Source organism: Acidobacteriota bacterium, assembly GCA_030774055.1.
In the GTDB taxonomy this organism is placed as follows: Bacteria; Acidobacteriota; Terriglobia; order Terriglobales; family Acidobacteriaceae; genus JACPNR01.
In genome coordinates, this window is the sequence record JALYLW010000049.1 from 1 (window position 1) to 22,449 (window position 22,449).

Genomic DNA, 22,449 nt, shown 5'->3' on the forward strand with positions numbered 1-22,449 from the left:
GCGCTGGGAGCTTTGGCGGCGATGCGAGGCGGCGCGGGCTCGGTGCGTGGCGCGGAGGAAGCGATCTCCGTCCCCAGCTTCGAGCGGACGGCGGTGCGCACCACGCGCACCTTCGCCGCCATCTTCAATTTGCGGACCAGCTCCTCGCGCACGCTGTTCATGTCGAGGTCGATGCCGCTGGAAGGTTTAGCGACAAAGTCGATGGCGCCAAGCTCGAGCGCTTTGAGCGTGATGTCAGCGCCATCGCGCGACTCCGAGCTCACGATCACGATCGGCTTGGGCTGCTTCGACATGATGATCTCGGTGGCTTGCAATCCGTCAACGTGCGGCATGTTGATGTCCATCGTGACCACGTCGGGATTGAGCTGCTCGGTCTTGTCCACGGCGTCTTTGCCATCGCGCGCCTCGCCGCACACCTCGAGCGTTGGGTCAGCGCTGATGATGCTTTGCAGCACCTTGCGCATGAACGCCGAGTCGTCCACGATGAGCACGCGAATCCGTTTGCCGTCGACTGCCATGCTTAGCTCGTCCCCGCTGCCGCTTTAGTCTGCACGCCGGTCGCGCCGATGAGCGCCGCGACCTCCGCGAGGAACTGATCTTCTTGCACCGGCTTCACCAGGAAGGCCGCCGCGCCTTCCTTGATGGCGCGGTCACGATGCTTCGCGCCCGCGCGCGAAGTCACCACCATCACTGGGATGTGGCGCGTCTCGGGCGACTGGCGCAGGTGCGCGATCAACTCATAACCGTTAGTACGAGGCATCTCGAGATCGGTCACGACCAGATCGCAGCGAGTCTGGGTGGCGATCTCGAGAGCCTCGAGTCCATCGGACGCAAGCCGCACGCGGTAGCCTGCCTTCTCGAGCATGCGACCAACGAACTTGCGTACACTGATGGAATCATCGGCGAGCACGACGACCTTCTCCTCCACCACCTCATCGATCGCGGCCGCGGGAATCTCTCCCTTGGCAACGGCCGCGGCGCCGGGCGCGAAGATGCGCGCCGCCGTGGCTGAGGACATCAGCGGACGCCGCTCGATCGCTTCCCCAGCGACCAGGCGATTCACGTCCACCAACAGGATCAGGCTGCCATCCGGCGCGATGGTCGCACCGGGGAACATCTTCATGTTCCGCAGATACTCGCCCAAACTTTTGATCACGATCTCGTCTTTGCGTATGACTTCTTCCACCACGATGCCGACCTGGCGTCCGGCAACGTTCACCAGCACGAGCCGGTAGTAGCCGTTGACCGGCTCGACCTCGGGTAGTGCGAGGTGGGTATCGAGGCGGATGATCTCGGTGACGACCTCGCGCACGCGCGTGAGCAGCTTGCCGCCGACCTCTTCGATGTCGTCGGCGCGCAGGCGGCGGATCTCTTCGACGAACGCGAGCGGCAGCGCGAAGGTGTAATCGCCGCAGCGGACGAAAAGCGCTTGCGAGATGATGAGCGTGAGCGGGACTTTGAGGGTGAAGCGCGAGCCGCGTCCCTTCTCGGTATCGATCTCGATCTCACCATTGAGGGCGGCGACGTTGGCTTTCACCACGTCCAAGCCGACGCCGCGCCCGGCAAGCTCGGTCTTGCGCGGCGCGGTGGAGAAGCCGGGATGGAAGAGCAGGTCGAGCAGATCGCGCTCGGTGAGCCGCTCGGCGTCATCCTGCGCGATCAGTCCAGACTCGATGGCAGTGGCACGGACGCGCTCGTAGTCGATGCCGCGCCCATCGTCTTCTACTTCGATATAGATGTGGTTGCCGCGGTGATACGCGCGGACCGCGATGTTGCCGTGATCGGGCTTTCCGGAGGCGTAACGCTCGTCATGTTTCTCCAGGCCGTGCGCCACCGCGTTGCGCACGAGATGAACGAGCGGGTCGGAGATCTGCTGGATGATGTTGTTGTCGAGCTCGGTCTCGGCGCCGGCGAGTGTCAACTCCACCACCTTGTTCGAGGCCTTGGCGGCGTCGCGCACGGTGCGCGAGATGCGCGTGTAGAGGTTGCCGATGGGCACCATGCGCGCTTGCGTGATCTCATCCTGCAAGCGGTGCGCGAGCTTAGTGAACTCGTCGATGTCGGAATCCACGCGGCGTACGAAGCCATCGAGCTGCGTCAGCACCTCGGTGATGTCGGCGGAGATCTCGGAGAGCGAGCGCGAGAGGATGTTGAAATCGTCGTAGCGGTCCATCTCCAGCTCGCTGAACTCGGCCAGCGACGCATCGTAGGAGTGCGAGTAGCTGGAGTATCCGCTGCGATAGGGCGATTCGAAGCTGACGCCGCGCTCGGCCCGCGGCTTGGGCGCGATCGTGACCTGCGAGAACTCGTGCTTCTCGGTGAACTCGGAGACCTTGTCGGACATCCGTGCCTTGGAGAAATTCAGCACGTCAGCGAGTTTTTCCAGTTCCGCCAGGCGGCCCAGCATGCGCGTGCGGTTGATCACCAGCTCGCCGACCGCGTTCATCATGCGGTCGAGCCGCTCGAGCCCGATGCGGACCGACTTCGATTGCGGCATCGCCACCGGCTCCTTGCGGAGCACCGTCTCGTCGTCGTCTTTGGCGTCGGTCTGCGAGTCAACGCGCGCATCAACGCGCGCGCCGCGGCGTGATTCATCGGTGGGAGACGGGACAAGTCCCGTCTCCACCGCGGCGGCTTCAGCGCCGGCGGTCTGGGAGGCGGCGGTGTCTGCGGACGCCGCGGTTCCCTCTTCACCCTCTTCCGGCGCCAGGCGTGAGATGCGGAACATCAGCGCGCGTACCGAAGCGTGCATCGTCAGGTCGTCCGGCCACTGCCGGTAGAGGAACTTCTTCAGGATGTCGACGGACTCGAGGCAGAGGTCAACGATCTCCGCGGATGGCTTCAGCTGGCCATCGCGCAGGCGTCCAACCAGATCCTCGGCGCGGTGCGCCACGCGCGAGATGCGCAGCAATCCGACCTGCGCCGCCGCGCCCTTGATGGTGTGGATCGCGCGGAACAGGCGGTTGATGTCTTCCGGATTCGGATTCGCTTCTAGCGCCAGCAGGCACTCCGTCACGGCTTGCAAGTGCTCTTCGGCCTCGGGCACAAAAAACTCGAGGATCTCTTCCGGAACCTCGCCATCCTGCGGCAGTTCGGCGATCTCCGGCAGCGGCGCCGCGGCCGCAGCGGCGTGTTCACCGCCGGACTGCTCGCCGTATCCGGGCTCCTCTTCGGCCGGCTCAGCAGGCGCCTGAAACGCGAACGGATACTTCTGCTTGAACGCTGCGATGTCGTCGGCGGCCTCGACCGCGGTCGCGCTCACCATGAGCAGGTCGCTCTCGAGCACGGCGATGGCTTCGGAGATGAACTCGACCAGCGGTCCGGCAGCGTCCGGACCGATCGTCGCGTTCATCGCATATTGGAAGATGTGCGCGAGCTTGCCGCTGACTTCGGAGAACAGTGGGAAGCCGTAGCTGCCCGACGTTCCCGCCAGCGTGTGCGCGGAGATGTACAGACGTTCCAGATCCTCTGGGACGGGATACGGGTCCTGCAAGATGCCGGAATATTCCCGCAGGAACTGGAGGTGTTCACTCGCCTCCTGCAGGAAGATCTCCACGAATTCCTGGCCCGGGGTGCTCACACCATCTCCTGTCCCGCGGCGGTGGCGCTGCGTTTGGGCGCGCCCGACCCCGGCTTCTGGTAATAGATCGAATCGCCGTGGACGATGGGTTCGAACTGCACCCCCGTCTTGGCGATGGATTCCGCGTGTCCGAGGAAGAGGTATCCGCCGGGCTCGAGGTATTCGTAAAAGCGCTGGATGAGCGCGGCGCGGCGCTCGTCAGAAAAATAGATCAGGACGTTCATGCAGAAGATGCAATCGAAGCGTCCCATGTAGACAACCTGCGCCAGGTTCATGGGCGCGAAGGTCACCATGTTGCGGATCTTCGGCTTCACCATGAACTGGTCGCCGAGCTTCGCGAAATATTGTTCGATGAGCGCGGGGTCCTGCGGACCGAGCTCGCGCCGCGAGTAGACGCCGCGCTCCGCCGCCTGCAATGCCTGCCGGCTGATGTCGGTTGCGAGGATGTGGATGTTCCAAGCCTCGGTGAACTCGAGCGTCTCGCAGATGGACATCGCGATGGAGTACGGCTCTTCGCCGGTCGCGCAGCCCGCGCTCCAGATGCGCAGCGAGCGTGGATTCTCCCAGAACTTCTTCATGTGCAGCTCGGGCAGCACCTTGCGCTCGAGCGCGGCGTACACGTCGGGATAACGGAAGAATGAGGTCTCTTGCGTGAGCAGGCGCTCCAACAACGAGTCGTATTCCACATTCGACGACTTCATCACGCGCAGCAAGTCGGTGCCGTGCGCCATCCGCTTCGCTGCCATGTGCTCACAAATGCGGGTGGAGAAGAAGCGCTCGCGCGAGGTGTCGAAAAGGATGCCGGAGCGCTTCTCGATGAGCGCGCGGATCTCCGCGAGCTCGTGCTCGCTGATGTTGGCCGGGATTGATTTGTCTAGCATGTGCGTCGCTGCAAACGCCTGCTACTTCATTCTCGGGTTATCTCCGGGCGGCGGCCGCCATGCTGTCCGCGCGCTCCGGCGCCCCGGAGGCGATGCGGAACTGTGACAGCGCCTCGTTCAACTGCTCGGAGAGCTTCACCATGTTCTCGACGGTGCGCGCCGTTTGGCGCGCGCCCTGCGAGGTCTGGCGCGTGATGTTGGAGATGATCTGCATCGCATTCGCCACGCCTTCAGTGCCGCGCACCTGCTGCTTCGAGGCGAGCGATATCTCCTGCACCAGCTCAGCCGACTGGCGGACGACCGAAGAGATGGCTTCGAGCGCCTTGCCGGCCTGGTCGGCCAGTCGCGCCCCGACTTCCACTTCCTTGGTGCCTTCCTCCATCACGACTACCGCTTCGTTCGTCTCCGCCTGGATGGCCTTGATGAGCGCGGCAATGTCTTTCGTCGCGGTGCGCGAGTGCTCGGCCAGCTTGCGGACTTCGTCGGCGACCACGGCGAAGCCGCGGCCCGCCTCGCCGGCGCGCGCGGCTTCGATGGCGGCGTTGAGCGCGAGCAGGTTGGTCTGCTCGGTGATGTCGTTGATCACGTTGATGATCTCCGAGATCTCGAGCGAGCGGTCGCCCAGCGACTTGATCTTCTTCGCGGTGGCCTGCACCGAAGCGCGGATACGCTGCATGCCTTCCAGCGTGTCGCGCACGGCGCGGTTGCCCTGTTCGGCGGCGTCGAGCGCGCGGCGCGCCGCTTCCGCCGAGGCCTCCGCGTTGTTCGACACCTGCTTCATCGAAACCGTGAGCTCTTCCACCGCCGACGACGTGTTGGTGATCTCTTGATCTTGCTGGTTGGCGCCGTGCGACATCTGCTCGGCGGAGACCAGGATCTCGCTCGCGCTGGAGGAAACGTCGATGGCGGCCTTGCGCACGCGTTCAAGCACTTTGGCGAAGTTGTCGAGCATGTAGTTGACGGAATCGACCACGTTGCCCAGAGCGTCGTTGGTCACCTTGCCCCGCAAGGTCAGGTCGCCACGCGCGATCTGGCTGGTGATGGTGAGGAACTCGGTCACGCTGCGCTGCAGCGATTCCTGCGCTTCCTGGTTGAAGACGGCCTTTGACACCTTCTCCGCGGTGCGGTTCAGGTTCTCGGCGACAAGGTCGAAATCGTTGTTCGACTCCACGTCGGCCTTCGCGCGATAGTCGCCGGCGGCGAGTCGCTCGGAGAATTCGGTGAGCTCTTTCACCGGCGCAACGACTTTGCTCGCCAGCACCCACCAGGTGAGAAAGAATGCGCCGGTGATGAGCGCCAGCGCGCCGAGCACCCGCGGTCCGGCGTTGGTGTCGCCGAACGCGTCGAGGAACGGCAACCCTTTCGTCCAGCCGCCTGCCCAATAGCCCAGGAACATGATCAGGACCATGGCGGCAAGATTGCCCGCGACCAACATCCAGATGGTGGAACTCAACCGACCCTTCATACCGTCCTCCCGGAACCCAGAACTCTGCTTGCCCTGACTTGCGAATCAACCATCAGATCACGCCGACCGGAAACGCCTCGGTGAGGCGCTTCAGGTCCAACGCTAAAGCCAAACGGTCTTCGTGCCGCAGCATGCCACAGCAGTGCGGCACGTCGCGCGGCGCCTCATCCACCAGCAGCGGATCGCTGGTGGTGAAGGTGCCGATCACTTCGTCGGCTGCGATGCCCAGCCGCAGCTCTTCATGGTCGTCGGTGGCCTTCATCTGCGCCACCACCACGTGCTTTGGCGGCAGGTCGGCGCGGCGGCCTTCGGTGAATGCGATGTCGATGAGCGGCACGATGGAGCCGCGCAGGTTGAACACGCCCATGAGGAACGCGGGCGAGAGCGGGACGCGCGTCACGGTGGGCCACTCGACCACCTCTTCCACGTCGAGCACCATCAAGCAGAAACGTTCGCGGCCGGCGCGGAAGATGCAGTACTGATGCTCCGGCAGCTGTTCGGCGAATTCCGGCGGCATCGCGCCGCCATCGGCTTCCGGCTGCAAGGGTTCGAGTTGTGGCGTCTCGTCCGGCATGTCGCTAGAGAAGTCTCTGTAAAACGCCGAGGAGCACTTCCTTGCTCCACGGTTTCACCACGTAATCGTCCGCGCCCTGCTGTTTCGCCCAGAACTTGTCACTGTCGGTGTTCTTCGAGCTGACCAGCACGACGGGGATGCGTTGGTACGCGACACTCGACTTTAGCTCGCGACACGCCTGGAAGCCATTGCGGTTCGGCATCACCACGTCGAGCAGGATCAGACTGGGACGCTCGGCGTCGATGGTCTGTTCGATCTTCATCGGATCGTTGATCGCGACCGGCCAGTACCCGGCTGCCTGCAGTACCGACTGCATCAGCTTGATCTCGGCCTGCGAATCGTCGACGATCAGGATCTTCTTCATGGGGTCTTTCGGGCACTCCGGCGGCGGGGCGAAGGTCTCCGCAGAGTTCTCCGGTAACCATAAAAGCAATTCCACAGCCACCGTTGGCGGTGGCTGGAAAACATGCTGTCTCTATGTTTAAGTTGTTTGTTTGCTTACTCTTAGTGGATAGACTCGCGGAGATTATGAGCCGCTGACGGCGCGGTGAGACGAGCGCTTCGTCTCACGATGAGACTCTTTCTCAGCGAAGTTCATCTCGCTCTCCAGCGAGGAGAAGCGCTGCATGATCTCGTGCATGCGCAGCGCCATGGAGTGCATGGTCTCGACCTGCTCGCGCACCTCGGCGGAGAGCACGCCGGGCTCGAGCAGCAGCAGTTCCGCGTTGCCCAATACGGAGGTGAGGGCGTTGTTCATGCCGTGGCGCTGCTCGAGCATGTAGCGTCCGAGGGTCGCATCGCGACGGTCCTTGCTGGCCGACTCTTCCGCTCGCTTGGCGCGGGCGGTCGCTTCCGCATGCCGCAGCGCTTCGATGGAGAGCAGGATGAGCGCGTCGAGCCAGCCATCATGTTGCGGCAACACCAGCAATCGCGGATGGCTGTTGCGCACCGCGGTGGCCGACTGCGAGTCCGTCGGGACGTATATGACGGGTGCAGCCGAGGTCTCGAGCGAATCGAGCACTATCGCCAGACGTCCATTGCGGATGCCGCCCACCAGCGCGAGATCATAAGAAGCGGTCTGCGCTCCCTTCCACAGCTCGCTGCCCATCAGGGTGAAGGCGGGGACCTTGCGCTCCGCTTGCCAGCGGCCCATGACGTTGCGCGGGAACTCCGCGTCGTCGGCGATGATCAATACCGTCTCTTGATTCACTGCGCACTCCGGTGCGGGGGTTTAGGTCCGCTTTCCAACTCTTCCATCGACGTGATCAATCGGCGCGCGCTGGCGGCGAGGTTCACTGCGCCATCGATATCCTTCTGCTCTTTCGCCTGCGCGATACGAGCTTGCAGCGCCGCGGCTTCCGCATGTGCCGCGGCGAGCACGAGAGTGACCTCGATTCCCTGCTTGCGCTCCTCCGCGGCGCGCGAAAGCAACGCGCGTGCCCCGACGGCGCGCTGCAACGCGTCGGAAATGTCGTCGCCGCCCTGGACGAATGCGGCCACTTCCCAGGAGGAGAGCATCAGCCGGTGTCCCGCGACCACGACCGCGGTGACTGCCGTGCCTTGCTTCGCGCCGTCTTTGAGCAACTGTTCGGCGATCTGCTCGAGGCAGCCATCCACGTCGGTGGGCACCACCTCAGCCGGCTTTTTGCCGATGACAATATTCTTGGTCGCCGCATTCTTGAACGCGGGCCTGGCCGCCGGCTTGGCGGGCGTTGGCTTCGGCGCGGCCTGGTACGCGGCAGTGACTTCCTTGCGCACCGCCGCCGGACTGGGTGCTTCCGGCGCGTTCGCTTTCGCTCGCGGTTGCTGGGCTTGTGCCGGCTCCGCTGCCCGTGACGTAGCGGCTCCGGTGGTGGTCTGCGGCACCGACGCCGGCGCTGTCGCCACCACGGGTACCGGCTTGACCGGCTCCGGAGCTGGCGCGACGATCGGCGGCGGAGCCGCTGCCAGAGCGGCTTCCAGCAGGTCCCGCAACTTGATCAGTTGCTGGAACGATTGGCCCGAGCTGTAGGCCGCGCGGAACATCGTCTTCCAGTCATGGCAGAACAGCCGCAGATATTCCGAGGACTCGGCCTTGCCAAGTCCGGCCGTGCTGCAGTCAAAAGTCTTCTGTCCGCGTTGCTCGAGGCCATGAAGCGCGAAGCGGATGGCGTGCAAGTCGTTGTGGATCAGCCGGACGAACGTGCCGCGCACCAGGAAGTTGAAGCGGGTGAAGGCAAGCAGGGCGCCAGAGCCGAAGAACATGTCGCCGGCCTCGACCTTTAGTCTCCGTGCGCGGGCGAGCACGTCGCGTTGTAGCAGGTCGCGCAACGATTCGCACTGGCGCAGCTCGACCAGCACCGGGTCGAGGGGCGCGAGCCACGCGGGCGATTCTGGGACCGACTCTCCCAGCACCGGCTCGAGCACTTCGGCGAGGTCATCGAGTGTGGGCAGGCCTTGATGTGCCGTCGACGGCGCGCAATGGAAGAAGTACTGTGCCAGCAAGAAGTCGGCCTTGTCCCGATCGGATCCCGTCCGCGTATCTTTCTCTAGGATGCGGGTGATGAGGGCGCGCAGTATGGGTTCGGTGCCCAGTTCCGACGTCTGCAGCACCTGCCGCAGCTGCCAGACTTCGATCTTCGCGTCCGCTTCCGCAAACCATTTCTGTATGCGCTCGATGGCTTCCGGCTCTGAGCGGTCGGCCGGATACTCCAGCTCGCGCGAAGGTTCGAGCGCGATCGAATACTGGCGCAGCACGGCCGCGTAGATGGGGTAGAGCTTCCGCGCGGTGCGCCAGTGCGCCGCGATCTCCGTGAGCCGTGCCGGTGCGTGTGCGGCGCTCATGCCTGGATGATCCAATTCGCCGGCTTGGCGGTGAAGCGCGCAGCGATGGCTACGTGCCCGTCGTGATACTGCAAAGCGACGATGTCCGCCTCGGCGCGCAGGCTGCCATCGGCGTTCTCCAGATGGAGATGATCATCGAATTCGAGCGGCAGGGTGCAAGCGAACAGGACTTCGTCCGCGGTGCCGTACTCGATCAGCGTCTGCTCGGAAAGCTCACGTCCGCGGCCACCAGTCCCGGTGACTCGCACCGGGATCCGGACCGCGACTGCTTCCGGGAAGAACTGCGCTAATTTCGAGACGGAGCCTTCGCCTGCAGTCCGTGACGCGACCGCGACTTGCTGTGTCACCGATCTTCCTCGCGCCTCTCTCCTGGTTTTGGAGCGCGCCCGGGGGAATTGGGCGATCCAGAAAGAAGCCAAGTTGCGTCTGATTCACTCCCATCCGGCCGGCTGGTTTTCCGCCCGAACGCTGCGAAGGCGTGAAGAGACAGCTAGTAGAAATGCACGAGCACAGCCAAACGGTAGCGATTCTAAGTGGTTGGATTGAAAGGCCGTCTCACCGACTGGGGTCTGGGAAATCGGGATTGCCACGTCTCACCTTGACACAGTCTCACCGGTTTCAGCGGGCGACTGCGGCTGCGGCCTGGACTCCGATGCGGATGTTGTAGCGTTTTATCTTCCTATATAAGGTAGCGCGGCTGATGCCGAGGATCTCACGTGCCAGGTTCTTGTCGCCCCCCACCTGGTCGAAGACGCGCTGGATGGTCGCGCGCTCCATCTCTTCGAGGTGCATCGAAGAGGCATTGCTCTCGGCGACGCCGCTGCCGGAGCTCGCGGAGATGGACATCGACGGCACGCGCTCCGCCGGCGCAACCGTACTCGCGCCCTGGATGGAGGGTGGAAGGTCCGCAACATCGATCACCGTCTCGTTACCGAGGGCGACCGCGCGCTCGATGCAGTTCTCGAGCTCGCGCACGTTGCCCGGCCATTCATAGTTGAGCAGGCAGTTCATCGCCGCGTTCGATACTTGCAGGCCGCGGTTGGGAGCGATGCGCGAGAGGAACCAGCGCACCAGCGTGGGGATATCGGACTTGCGTTCGCGCAGCGCTGCCAGGTGCAGGGTGACGACGTTCAACCGGAAGTACAAATCTTTGCGGAAGGTGCCGGCTTTGTACGCGGTCTCGAGATCGCGATTGGTGGCAGCGATCACGCGCACGTCTACGCCGAATCTCTGATTGCTGCCCACCGGACGCACTTCCTTCTCCTGCAATACGCGCAGCATCTTGGCCTGCATCTCCATGGGAAGCTCGCCGATCTCGTCGAGGAAGATGGTGCCACCATCAGCGGCCTGGAACAGGCCGGCCTTGGTGCGGAGCGCGCCGGTGAAGGCGCCTTTCTCGTAGCCGAAGAGCTCGCTCTCGATGAGCGTCGGGACCAGCGAGCCGCAGTCCACTGCGACGAACGGTCGCTTGGCATAGATGCCGCCGAAGTGGATGGCGCGCGCGATCAGCTCTTTTCCGGTGCCACTCTCGCCCGTGATCAGCACCGGCGTGCGCGTATCCTTCAGGCGCGCGACCATGCGCAGCGCGTCCTGGATGCGCGCCGAGCTGCCCACGATGCCGTTCAGCTCCATCTGCGTGCGCACCTGCTCGAGCAGGAACTGGTTCTCGGCGACGAGGCGGACTTTCTCTGCCATGCGCTGCAGCACGATCTTCATCTCTTCCACGCGGAACGGTTTGGTGATGTAGTCGTAAGCACCGAGCCGCATGGCCTGCACCGCGCTCTCCACCGAGCCATAGCCGGTCATGATGGCGACCTCGGTGCGCGGCAACATCTTCTTCAGCGTGCCGAGGAACTCCAGGCCGTCCATGTTGGCCATCTTCAGGTCGACAAGCACGATGTCGGCGACGTTGGTCTCGAGATAAGCGAGCGCGGCTTCGGCACTCTCCGCTTCCGCGCACACGAAACCCTGCGACGCGCCGATCGTCATGCAGAGCTTGCGGATGCTCTGCTGGTCGTCGACGATAAGGAACCGCACGCGGAAGTCTTGTGTCATAGCGCCTTCCCGAATATCCGCTCCACTACTTGCAAGAGCTGCTGCACGCGGAACGGTTTCTCCACGCACGGGGCGTTGGTTTTGCGCAGCAGCGCGACCGTCTCTTCGTTCACCGTGTCACCGGTGACCAGGATCACGCGCTCGGCAAGGTGCGGACGATTGGTCACGATCCAGGCATGGACGTCTGCGCCGCTCACGCCGCCGGGAGTACGCATGTCAGTGAGCACGCCGCGATACTCGCCTTGTTCCAGCAACTTCAGCGCTTCCACGCCGGAGGCGGCCGCCACGATGGGATAGCCGCTGCGCTCCAGCGCCGCGCGCAGAAAGGCCATCACCGAAGGCTCATCTTCCACCACCAGGATGGGCAGCGCACGTGGTTTCGGGGCTGCGCTCATGCATGCGCTCCTGCGACCGCGGCCGCCGCCAGCGGCAGGCGCACCACGAAGGTCGCTCCCAGGCCATGGTCGTTGTTCGTGCAGCTGATCTCGCCGCCGTGCTCGCGCACGATGCCGTAGCAGATGCTCAGTCCGAGGCCGGTTCCCTTGCCCACTTCCTTGGTGGTGAAAAAGGGATCGAAGATGCGATCGGGATGCGCGACGCCGGCGCCGTTATCCGAGAAGCTCACGTCCACCATGCCGCTGCGCGCGCTGGTGACGACCTCGATCGCACCCCTGCGGCCCGTCTCGCGCACCGCATCGTAGGCGTTGTTCAGGATGTTAAGGAACACCTGCTGCAACTGGTGCGCGTCGCCCACGACCTCGGGCAGCTGCTCTTGCAGGCGCTCCACCACATCCACGCCGTGGCTGGAGAAATCGTAGGTACGCAAGTGGAGCGTGCGCTGCAAGATGGAATTCACGTCGATGGGTTTTCGCTCGGCCGGCTTGGGACGCGCAAAGCTCAGCAGGTTCTGCACGATCTGGCGCGTGCGCTGCGACTCCTGCACGATGACGAAGAGATCTTTCTTGGCGGATTCCGGCACGTCCTGCTGCTGCAGCAACAGGTCGGCAAATCCCATGATCGCGGTGAGCGGGTTATTGACCTCGTGCGCCACGCCAGAAACCAGTTGGCCAACGGCCGCCATCTTCTCCGCGTGCATGAGCTTGGCGTTGAGCATCGTGGCGTCGGTGATATCCGTCATCACCACCACGATGCTGGTGACGTTGCCTTGATCGTCGCGCATCGGGCTCAGGTTCAGGGAGAAATGGCCGGCTTGGCCCGAACTGCGCTGGATGGGAAGCTCGAGATTGTCGACCTGCTGGCCGGATATCACGGCGTCGAACGCTTCCGCGAAACTCGGGCGCCGCGCGGGCGCAACCAGCTCCAGCAGGCGGTTGCCGAGCAGTTCAGACTCCTTGAAGCCGCCCGCCTCGAAGCAGCGCCGGTTGGCATAACTGATCAACCCGGCAGTGTCAGAGACCAGGATCATGCTCTGCGTGTTGTTCAGGATCTTGCTGTTGAAATCGCGCTCGTGTTGCAGTTGCGACTGGAAGGTCTTCAGCTCGGTGATGTCGAGGATCATGCCGCGATACTGCAGCACGTCACCGTGCGCGTCGCACACGGCGAATGAGTTCTGCAGCGTGTGGATGAGGGTCCCGTCCTTGCGCCGCAGCACTTCCTGATAGTTGCGCACCGCGCCTTTATCTTCGATGAGTTTCTTGAAGCGCAGGCGGTCGTCGGGTTGCAGGTAGAGCCGCGTGGGGATGTCGATCTCGAGCAGCTCTTGCCGGCTGCTGTAGCCGAGCATGCGCACGAGCGCATCGTTCACCTCGATGAAGCGTCCCTCGGGCGAGGAGAAGAAGATGCCTTCCTGGGTGTTGTCGAAGAGCTCGCGATAGCGGCGCTCGACCTCGCGGCGGTCGGTGATGTCCTTGAGCACGTGGATGGTCTGCAGGCCCTCGTTGAGCGCGCCGCGCAGGCGCGAAGTGGAGACGAGGTAGGTACGCTCGAGCACCGGGTGGATATATTCGTCGCCCGTCTCCATGCCGGCGCGACAGAACGGGCACGGCAACGGCGACGGTTCGGTGGCGATGGACACCAGCGCGCGCATGGCCACTCCAATCAACTCGGAAGGCCGCACGCCGATCAACTCGGCCAGCGAACGATTCACGCGCAGCACGCGATTGCTTTCATCGTGTACGACGATGAAGTCGGAGATGGCGTCAAAGATCTCTGCCCACTGCTTGTTGGATTGCGCAATGCGCGTGAACAAGCGCGAGTTCTCGAGCGCAACGGAAACGTGTCCGGAGACAGCGCGCAGCAACTCGTGGTCTTCGGCGGAAAGAGTGCGCCGCAACTCGGCCAGGCAGAGGTATCCGAGGAACTCTTCGGAAGCGCCCGCGAGCCGCACGATGCAGATATCGTTCCATCCCAGCGCGGTCGCTGCTCCCGCGCCCAACAGCTCCGTGGCGCCGCCGGCGGAGACGGTGTCGCGATGCGTGGGCCCGAAGTCGATCAATGCCTGCGTCAAACGCCGCGGCAACCCGCGGTCGGTGGCCGCGCCCTCGTGGTGCAGGAATACGGTCTCGAGCGTGGCGCCCTGCGCCAGCACGAGTGCGGCGGCATGCGCTCCCAGCATGTCGGCCGCGCGCAGCGTGAAACTCTTGACGAATTCGGGAAGGTTCAGCGAGGAACTGAGCTCCAAGCCCAGCTTCACGAGGTTCTCAGCGCGGTTGCGGTGCTGCTCGGTGGTGGAATAAAGCTCGGCGTTGGCGAGAATCAAGCCGGCCGATGCGGCGAGCGATCCGAGCAGGCGAAAATCGCGGCCTTGCACCTTGGCGGCAGGCCGGAAGCAGACCAGCAATATCGCGTGGCTGCGCGCCATTTTCACGCGGACCGCGACCGCGTCAGCGAAGGGCACCACGCCGCCGCGCAAGCTCGCGTCAAAGGCGATGGCCGCAGGCAGATCGCTCGAGACGGTGGCCAGCAACCTTGTTCCCTCGGCGTGCGCCAATGTTTCGGCCTGGGCTGCGCCTAGCGGATCGGGGAGGCCGTCGGTCGCGACCGCGCGCGCTTCCAGTCCATCAGCGCCCTGGGAATAAAGGACAACAAAGGCAGCGTCGAGCAAGCCCCGCACTTTGCGGGCCAGCGTGGTGGTGATGGTCTCCACACTGAAGCTGGACTGGAGCGCGTGCGTGATCTCCATCACCTGGACGGCGCGCTCGCGTTCTTCGAGCGACGATTCGCGCCGGCGCGCGACCTCGATCATGCTGCCCAGCTGCGACGCCAGGATGGTCGCCTTGGAAGCGAGATCGGCGGTGAAAAAATCCGCATCGGAATCGTGCAGTAGCACCGCGACGCCGATCACGTTGCCGCCTACCACGAGCGGCGCAGCCAGCAGGGCCCGCGCTCCGAAGCGCGTGGCCATCGGATATCGTCCCCGCTCGAGGTGATTGACGAAAACAGTATGCCGTCCCTGGATCGCCTCCGTCGCGACCGCGCTTTCCTCGACCTGCAGGGTCGCTTCCAGGAACTCGGCGGCCATATGGCCTTCGGCATCGACCGCCACGAGGCGCCCATTCTCCTCCAGGTTCCAGTAGTACACGCCGCTCACCTCAAAGAAGATCTTTGCCGTGTGGCAGAACAATCGGATGAGCGCAGGAAAGTCGGCGCCTTCAGCGACCGCGTTCGAAAAACGGAGAAGGATCTCCTGGAATACCTGTGCCGAGGAAGCGGGGTCCGCCGTCGATCTTCCGGAGACAGTCATCTTTGGGGTGAGACGGCGACAGCTTTTGCTTGGGGGAGAGGGTAACGTTATGCGCAATCTCAAAATGAGTCAAGGATTAAGTCAGAATGTTAACTATATGATTAACATAAGGCTCTGATTTTCTGTCTCACAATGAGACAAGTGGAGGTACGCGGCGATCGCTTGAGACGGGAAACGGTCGCGTCGGGCCCGAAATCGTCTCGCAATGACAATCTAAACCTATGTATCTAAGGCAGTTGTAAGTTATATTCAGTCTGAGGCTAGCTAGTCTCCACATGGCATCGGCATTGCACATATGGTTGTCGGCAGTCTGCCGCCTTAGGAGGAGATGTGTCTTTACGGGGATTTAGAAGTTGGATCGCGATCGGCGCTGTGGCCGGAATCGTCGCCGCAGGCACGCTACCTTCGGCCCTGGGCGACGACCGGAAGATGAAGAACGAGGTGCGGCCGGTGTATCCGGAGCTGGCCAAGAAGATGAACGTGAGCGGCGCGGTGAAGGTCGAGATCGTGATCACGCCGGCGGGCGCGGTGAAGAGCGCGAAGGCGCTGGGTGGTCATCCGCTGCTGATCGAATCAGCGCTCGACGCCGTGAAAAAGTGCAGGTTCGAAGCGGCGCCGGCCGAGACGACACAAGTCGTGACCTTCAACTTCAAAGGGAATCAGTAAGCGCCGGCAGCGGCGGAGGCAGGGGTAATGAGTATCCAGAAAAAACTGTATTACGGGTTCGGTGCCGTGCTCGGCATCCTGTTCCTGCTGTTCATCGTGAACCTGTACAGCATGTTCAGGCAACAGAGCTCGCAGGAAGCGCTGCGGAACGCGCTCGAAGAAAAGGGCGCGACCGAAGCGGTGAGCCGCCAGATGATGCAGAACCGGCTCGCCCTCGGCAACTTCCTGTTGAGCGGTGACACGCGCGAAGCGGAGAAGATGACGGCTGGGCTGGGCGACCTCGAAAAGCGCATCCAGGCGGCGGAAGCAAAGGCAGTCATCCCGGAACAGAAAGCCGCTCTCTCCCGGGTCCGCGACCTGGAACAGAAGTGGAGCGCCGAGTTTGCCACGCCGCTGATCAACAAGCGCAAGGATGTGGACGCTGGCAACGCCACCGTGGCCGAATTACAGATCTTCTACCTGCAGCAGGATCCCGCGGCGTGGCTGAAACGCTCCACCGAGCCGCTCGACCAGGCGGATGAAGCCAATAACCGCATGCTCGCGGACCAGCAGAAGTCGGCAGATAGCACGGGAACGGCCCTGAAATGGGTCTCGGCGTTGGCCTTCGTCCTGGCGCTCGCGCTCGGCTTTGGCATCGCCTACTACACCGCGAAGGCGATCACCGAGCCGCTGAAGAAACTTATCGGCGTGGCCGGCGAGATCGGCAATTCCGGCGACCTGGAACACAATATCGACATCAGCAGCAACGACGAGATCGGCGAACTCGCGCGCACCTTCAACAACATGGTGATCTATCTGAAGGAGATGGCGGCCGTCTCGGAAGCCATCGCGGGCGGCGATCTTTCCGTTCAGGTGCAGCCGCGCTCGCAGCGCGACACGCTGGCCAACGCGTTCTCGGCGATGACCACCGGCCTGCGCGCGCTGGTGAAGCGCGTGCGCGACAGCGCGGCGCAAGTCGCCAGCGGCTCGAACCAGGTGGCGGATGCGTCCGACGAATCCGCCAAGATCAGCGTGCACGCTTCTTCGGCGATCGACGAAGTGACCAGCACGATGCACGAGATGTCCATCAACGTGCAGAACATGGTGAAGAACACGCAGACCCAGGCCTCGAGCGTTTCCGAGACCTCGGCTTCGATCGACCAGATGGTGGCTTCTATCCAGCGTGTGGCCGACACCGCGAAGGTGCTGCTCGATATCTCGCAGCGTTCACGCGAAGAGGTGCAGAGCGGCATCACGACGATGGAGAAGGCCACCGACGGATTGAACCGCATCAACAGTTCCATCCGCTCGTCGGGTGAGATCATCGGCGCCCTGGGACAGCGCGCCGACGACATCGGCAAGATCATCGAGGTGATCGACGACCTGGCCGAACAGACCAACCTGCTGGCGCTGAACGCCGCCATTGAAGCGGCGCGCGCCGGCGAGCACGGCCTGGGCTTCGCTGTGGTCGCCGACGAGGTCCGCAAGCTGGCGGAGAAATCGGCTTCATCCACCAAGGAGATCAGCGAGCTCATCCAGTCGATCCAGAAAGAGGCGCGCAAGGCGGTCGAGAACATGGAGAAGTCGACCACCATCGTGAACGAAGGCCTCACGCTGGGCTCGGACCTATCCACCGCGCTGCGCAAGATCTCGAACGTCGTGACCGAGGTCTACAAGTTCGCGCAGGAGATCGGGGCGGCGACCAACGAGCAATCACATGGTTCCGCGCAGATCGCAAAAGCCACCACGCGGCTGAACGAGATCACGCACGAGATCAACTCCTCGGTCGAGGAGCAGGCCTCGGGCGCGCAAGCGGTGGTGAAGGCGATGGAGAAGATGCGGGAGCTGGTGCAGCAATCCACTTCCGGATCGACCGAGCTAGCCGCATCGGCGGAGCAGATGTCGAAGATGTCGCGCATGCTGCTCGAAGCCATGGACCGCTTCGTGATCGAGTCGAACGGCGACGGGCGGCACGCGATAGCGCAGCGCCGGCACGAACCGGGCCGCATGGCCGCCGTGGCGGCGAGGAACTAGGACGCAAGCATGACCACCAAGGACCTGCACATCGTCGGGTTCCGCATCGGGCGCGAGACGTTTGGCGTGCCCATCGAATTGGTGCACGAGATCGTGCGCGTGCCCGACATCACCGCCGTGCCTGACGCGCCAGAATACATCGAGGGCGTGATCAACCTGCGCGGCAAGATTATCTCGGTGGTGGATCTGCGCAAGCGTTTTGGCGAGCGTGAGATCACGCGCACCAAGAAGAACCGCATCCTGGTGGCCGAACTGGACAACAAGATGGTCGGCCTGATCGTGGACTCGGCTTCAGAAGTGTTGAAGGTGCCCCGCGCCGAGGTGGAGAATCCTCCCAACGTATTCGAGGAAGGCGAGCTCAACTACGTGACCGGGGTGGGCAAGCTGAACGGACGGCTGATCATCCTCATCGAGTTGTCGAAGATCCTGCAACGCGGCGAGCTGAAGCGGCTCGGCGATCTGGCGGAAGCGGCACAGTCGGTCGCGTCCGCGGGCTCCTAGGTAGTTTCCAAAGCACGGACGCGGCAGAGAACCTGCCGCGATGGAACACTGGCGAGAGGCAATGGCGACCACACCGAGTCTTCAGACCCAGCTCACCGATCCGGAACTCAAGCTGCTGCAGACCCTGATCTATCAGGAATGCGGCATGTATTTCGACGAGCGCCGCGTCCACTTCCTGCAAGACCGCTTGCAGCGCCGCCTCAAGACGACCGGACTCGAGAGTTTCTATCGTTATTATCAGCTGCTCATCAGCCGCGAAGGCCGGGCTGAGTTATCCGCGCTGCTCGAGCACCTCACCGTCAACGAAACCAGCTTCTTCCGCAACAAGCCGCAGCTCGAACTCTTCCACAAGGTCACCCTCGAAGAGATCTTGCAGCGCAAGACGGAGCGCCGCGACTGGTCGCTGCGGGTGTGGAGCGCGGGATGCTCCACCGGGCAGGAGCCGTACACCATCGCCATGCTCATCTGCGACGCGCTGGCCTACTACTACCTGCGTAACCCGCTGCCTTTCGAGATGCCGAGCCCCAAGCCGCTGATCCCGCCGCCGTGGAAGGTGGAGATCCTGGCTTCGGACATCAACTACTCCGTGCTGCGCGCCGCGCAGGAAGGGATCTATCCCGAGAACCACATGGAGCCGGTGGATTACACCTATCGCCTGCGCTACTTCGACAAGGGTGGCGACAAATACACCATCAAGAAGGGTGTGAAGGAGATGGTCCACTTCGACTTCCATAACCTGAAGACGGAGTTCCTGCCGCAGCGCAACGACGTGATCTTCTGCCGCAACGTGATGATCTACTTCGACGAAGCCGAGCAGAAGCGCCTGGTGGAAAAGTTCTATCGCTGCCTGAACCGCGAAGGCTATCTTTTCGTGGGACACGCGGAAAGCCTCTTCGGGCTCACCGACAAGTTCAAGATGATCCACGTGAATAACGGGACCGCATACCAGCGCATCGAGGCGAATCCGTGAGTTTCTTCTCCGAAGACAAAGCGAGCGAGCTGAAAGAACTCTTCTTCGAGAGCGCGCAGGAACTGCTGCAGACGCTCAACGAAGAAGCACTCGCGTTGGAGAAGAGTCCCGGAGACACCGAAACGGTACGCAGCGTGCGCCGGACGGTGCACACCTTGAAAGGCGATTCAGCAGCATGCGGATATCGCGAGCTGAGCGAGTTGGCCCACGAGCTCGAAGACGTGCTCACGCCCGAACTGGCGCAGAGCGCGCAGAACACGCGCATCCCGGAAGTGGTGCTGGCCGCGGCGGACACCTTCCAGTCGCTGCTCGCCGCCTATCGCAACAACCTGCAGCCCCCTTCCGGCGAGGCGTTACGCCAGCACATCAAGCAGCTGACCAGCGCGCCCGCTGCCGCTGAGCAGGCCAAGCTCGCGCCCAAGTTCCAGTGGTCGGAGTACGAACAGGTGGTGATCGCGCATTCTGCCGACCGCGGCAACGCCATCTTCCACGTGGCGCTGCAGATCGATCGCGACTGCCCGATGCGCGCCGCCGCCATGCAGATGATCCGCAACGTGGTCGCGGATTTCGGCACCGTGCTCGCCATCCATCCTGAAGACAGCACGCTGGCCGAGCAGACCGAAGTGGTCGAGATGGCGATCGCCAGCAAGCACGACGAGCGATGGATCGCGAAGAAGTCGCACATCCCCGCCGTGATCAAGGATGTAGTGGTGGTGCAGGCCGCAAGCGCCGCCGCGTCGGGATCAGACAGCGTTCTCGAGATCGGGGAAACGCCGGCGCAACCGGCCGCATCCGTGCACCCCGTGTCGTCTTCCGTGACGTCTTCCGAAAGCAGGGACGAACATGCCGAGAAGGCGGCGAGCAAGAGCGCGGTGGGCGAGACCAGCCTGCGCGTGGACGCCGACCGCATCGACGACGTGCTCAACCTGGTGGGTGAACTCATCATCGGCAAATCGATGCTGCTGCAGACGATGAGCGAGTTCGACAAGCGCTTTGCCAAGGATCCGCTGCGCGGCAGGTTCGCGGACGCCATGGCGTTCCAGGCGCGCGTGCTTCGCGACCTGCAGAAATCGGTGATGAAGATTCGCATGGTGCCGGTGGAGCAGCTTTTCCGGCGCGTGCCCCGCATCATCCGCGACCTGGCCAAGAACGCCGGCAAGGAAGTGGCGCTGCAGATCAGCGGGCAAGACACCGACTTGGACAAGAGCATCCTGGATACGCTCGCCGAGCCGCTCAGCCATCTGGTACGCAACGCCGTGGACCACGGCCTGGAAACGCCGGCCGAGCGCACTGCGCTCGGCAAGCCGGCGGCCGGCATCATCCGGCTGAACGCCTTCCACCATGGCAACCAGGTGGTGATCGAGATCGCGGACGACGGCCGCGGCATCGACCGCGCCAAAGTCGTAGCCAAAGCCATCGAGCGCGGCCTCATCACCGCGGATGAAGCGGGACGCATGAGCGAAGGCGAGCAGTTCGCACTGATCTTCAATCCTGGGCTCTCGACCGCCGCACAAGTGACGGAGGTCTCCGGGCGCGGTGTGGGCATGGACGTGGTGAAGACCGTGCTCGACCGGCTGAAAGGCTCGGTCGGCATCACCAGCACCGTGGGACAAGGCACCACCTTCCAGCTCAAGGTGCCGCTCACCCTCGCCATCATCAAGGCGCTACTGTTCCGGGTGGCTGACCGTCTCTACGCCGTGCCGCTGGGGTCGGTGCTGGAGATCACGCGCGCCACCGAGGGCGAGATCCATCGCGTGGACAACCATGAAGTCGTGCGTTTGCGCGACCAGGTGCTCACGCTGGTCCGCCTGGCAAAGCTCGGCAAGCGCAAAGCCTCGCCGGGGAAGCAACTGTTCATCGTCATCATCGCCATCGGTGACCGCAAGTTCGGGCTGGTGGTCGACCGCCTGGTGGGAGAAGAAGAATTGGTGATCAAGGCGCTCGACGATCACCTGGTCGCCACCGAACTCGTCTCCGGAGCTTCCATCCTGGGCGACGGCACGGTGGTGCTGATCCTGAATGTCCAGGCAGTGGTCGCGCGCATCGGCCGCGACGGCGCCAAAGGAGCGCACGCATGAGCGATCCGGTGCGCGTCCTGGTGGTCGACGATTCCGCGCTCATGCGGAAACTCATCCCGCAGATCCTCGAGCGCGACGGAACCATCCAAGTGGTGGGCACCGCTATGGATGGCAGCTTCGGCCTGAAAAAGATCGACGAGCTCAAACCGCAGGTGATCACGCTCGACCTCGAGATGCCGCGCATGGACGGCATCGAGATGCTGCGCGAGATCACCAAGCGCCACCGCATCCCGGTGATCGTGGTGAGCGCACACACCACGCAGGGCGCATCCGCCACCTTCAAAGCGCTCGCGCTCGGCGCCTTCGACTTTGTCGCCAAGCCGAAGGACGCGGCTTCCGCCCACATGGAAGACATCGCCACCGAGCTCATCACCAAGATCAAGACCGCCGCACAAACGAAGATGCCGGCCACTCCGCGGTTCGAGGTGCCCGTGTTGCCCACGCTGCGGCGGTTTCCCAAGGGACAGGGCAAGCCACACGCCTCGCCTTCACGCATCGTGGCCATCGGCATCTCCACTGGCGGTCCGAACGCGCTGCAATACGTGCTTTCGCAACTACCCGGCGATTTTCCCGGCTCCATCGTCGTGGTGCAACACATGCCCGAAGGCTTTACCGAGCTGTTCGCCCGCCGGCTGGACGAGTGCTGCGCCATCGAGGTGAAGGAAGCGCAATCGGGCGACATGCTGGTAGCGGGACGAGCGCTCATCTGTCCCGGCAACCGGCACCTCAAGGTGCGGCGCATGCCGCTGGGCAACATCGCGGTGCTTTCCGACGAGGAGCGCGTCAACGGACATCGTCCGTCGGTGGACATCCTCTATCGCTCGGTGGCGCAGGAGTTCGGCAAGGAGGCCATCGGCGTGATCATGACCGGCATGGGTGAGGATGGCGCCGACGCGCTCGGCGCGGTGAAGGCAGCGGGCGGCCTGACCATCGCGCAGAGTGAGGAATCGTGCGTGGTCTTCGGGATGCCGAAGGCGGCCATCGAACGAGGACATGCCATTCGCGTGGTGCCGCTCGACATGATGGCGAATACGCTGCAGGCGCAGTGCGTTCCCGACCGCGTCCGCGCGGTGGCGAAAGTTTAGGTTTTAAGCCGGACGCGGCGGCGCGTCTGGTACAGGACAAGCGGCTCAGGAGACT

18 protein-coding genes are annotated in these 22,449 nt (G+C 63.4%); 6 read left to right on the forward strand and 12 right to left on the reverse strand.

Features of this window, described 5'->3' with window-relative positions:
* The 12 genes from M3P27_03960 to M3P27_04015 all read right to left on the reverse strand — a co-directional run.
* Positions 1–518: response regulator (locus M3P27_03960; protein MDP9267464.1), on the reverse strand; the 518-nt coding region annotated here is incomplete at its 3' end.
* Positions 519–520: 2 nt separating this feature from the next.
* The gene (locus M3P27_03965) at positions 521–3,580 is read right to left on the reverse strand and encodes a response regulator (protein ID MDP9267465.1); all 3,060 of its coding nucleotides are present in this window, start codon (positions 3,578–3,580) and stop codon (positions 521–523) included.
* The gene (locus M3P27_03970) at positions 3,577–4,461 is read right to left on the reverse strand and encodes a protein-glutamate O-methyltransferase CheR (GenBank protein ID MDP9267466.1); all 885 of its coding nucleotides are present in this window, start codon (positions 4,459–4,461) and stop codon (positions 3,577–3,579) included. Before M3P27_03970 ends, M3P27_03965 begins: the two co-directional genes overlap by 4 nt.
* 37 nt (positions 4,462–4,498) lie before the next feature.
* The gene (locus M3P27_03975) at positions 4,499–5,926 is read right to left on the reverse strand and encodes a methyl-accepting chemotaxis protein (protein ID MDP9267467.1); all 1,428 of its coding nucleotides are present in this window, start codon (positions 5,924–5,926) and stop codon (positions 4,499–4,501) included.
* A 52-nt stretch (positions 5,927–5,978) separates the two neighbouring features.
* On the reverse strand, positions 5,979–6,500 hold the full coding sequence (locus tag M3P27_03980) for a chemotaxis protein CheW (GenBank protein ID MDP9267468.1): 522 nt from the start codon (positions 6,498–6,500) through the stop codon (positions 5,979–5,981).
* A 4-nt stretch (positions 6,501–6,504) separates the two neighbouring features.
* On the reverse strand, positions 6,505–6,864 hold the full coding sequence (locus M3P27_03985) for a response regulator (protein MDP9267469.1): 360 nt from the start codon (positions 6,862–6,864) through the stop codon (positions 6,505–6,507).
* A 162-nt stretch (positions 6,865–7,026) separates the two neighbouring features.
* Positions 7,027–7,710, reverse strand: a complete 684-nt coding sequence (locus tag M3P27_03990) for a hypothetical protein (protein ID MDP9267470.1) — start codon at positions 7,708–7,710, stop codon at positions 7,027–7,029.
* Complete coding sequence (locus tag M3P27_03995; GenBank protein MDP9267471.1) at positions 7,707–9,323, reverse strand: hypothetical protein; 1,617 nt, start codon at positions 9,321–9,323, stop codon at positions 7,707–7,709. The genes M3P27_03990 and M3P27_03995 overlap by 4 nt, the downstream gene beginning before the upstream one ends.
* Positions 9,320–9,670 carry a hypothetical protein gene (locus tag M3P27_04000; protein MDP9267472.1) on the reverse strand — a complete coding sequence of 117 codons (351 nt, stop codon included), beginning with the start codon at positions 9,668–9,670 and terminating at the stop codon, positions 9,320–9,322. The genes M3P27_03995 and M3P27_04000 overlap by 4 nt, the downstream gene beginning before the upstream one ends.
* Positions 9,671–9,941: 271 nt before the next feature.
* Complete coding sequence (locus tag M3P27_04005; GenBank protein ID MDP9267473.1) at positions 9,942–11,378, reverse strand: sigma-54 dependent transcriptional regulator; 1,437 nt, start codon at positions 11,376–11,378, stop codon at positions 9,942–9,944.
* A complete protein-coding gene (locus M3P27_04010) occupies positions 11,375–11,773 on the reverse strand; it encodes a response regulator (protein MDP9267474.1) in 399 nt (132 codons plus the stop codon). Before M3P27_04010 ends, M3P27_04005 begins: the two co-directional genes overlap by 4 nt.
* The gene (locus M3P27_04015; GenBank protein ID MDP9267475.1) at positions 11,770–15,081 is read right to left on the reverse strand and encodes a PAS domain S-box protein; all 3,312 of its coding nucleotides are present in this window, start codon (positions 15,079–15,081) and stop codon (positions 11,770–11,772) included. Before M3P27_04015 ends, M3P27_04010 begins: the two co-directional genes overlap by 4 nt.
* A 372-nt stretch (positions 15,082–15,453) precedes the next feature.
* Here M3P27_04015 and M3P27_04020 point away from each other — a divergent pair, with 372 nt between their 5' ends.
* The 6 genes from M3P27_04020 to M3P27_04045 all read left to right on the forward strand — a co-directional run bounded on the left by M3P27_04020 (position 15,454) and on the right by M3P27_04045 (position 22,394).
* Positions 15,454–15,747, forward strand: coding sequence for an energy transducer TonB (locus M3P27_04020; GenBank protein ID MDP9267476.1), 294 nt, complete (start codon positions 15,454–15,456; stop codon positions 15,745–15,747).
* A gap of 27 nt (positions 15,748–15,774) precedes the next feature.
* Positions 15,775–17,760: a methyl-accepting chemotaxis protein gene (locus M3P27_04025; protein MDP9267477.1), complete on the forward strand. Its 1,986-nt coding sequence runs from the start codon at positions 15,775–15,777 to the stop codon at positions 17,758–17,760.
* Positions 17,761–17,769: 9 nt separating this feature from the next.
* On the forward strand, positions 17,770–18,261 hold the full coding sequence (locus M3P27_04030) for a chemotaxis protein CheW (GenBank protein MDP9267478.1): 492 nt from the start codon (positions 17,770–17,772) through the stop codon (positions 18,259–18,261).
* Positions 18,262–18,322: 61 nt separating this feature from the next.
* On the forward strand, positions 18,323–19,231 hold the full coding sequence (locus M3P27_04035) for a hypothetical protein (GenBank protein ID MDP9267479.1): 909 nt from the start codon (positions 18,323–18,325) through the stop codon (positions 19,229–19,231).
* Positions 19,228–21,309 (forward strand): chemotaxis protein CheA, encoded by a 2,082-nt coding sequence (locus M3P27_04040; protein MDP9267480.1) that lies wholly within the window; start codon positions 19,228–19,230, stop codon positions 21,307–21,309. The genes M3P27_04035 and M3P27_04040 overlap by 4 nt, the downstream gene beginning before the upstream one ends.
* On the forward strand, positions 21,306–22,394 hold the full coding sequence (locus tag M3P27_04045; protein ID MDP9267481.1) for a chemotaxis response regulator protein-glutamate methylesterase: 1,089 nt from the start codon (positions 21,306–21,308) through the stop codon (positions 22,392–22,394). Before M3P27_04040 ends, M3P27_04045 begins: the two co-directional genes overlap by 4 nt.
* Positions 22,395–22,449 lie beyond the last annotated feature (55 nt).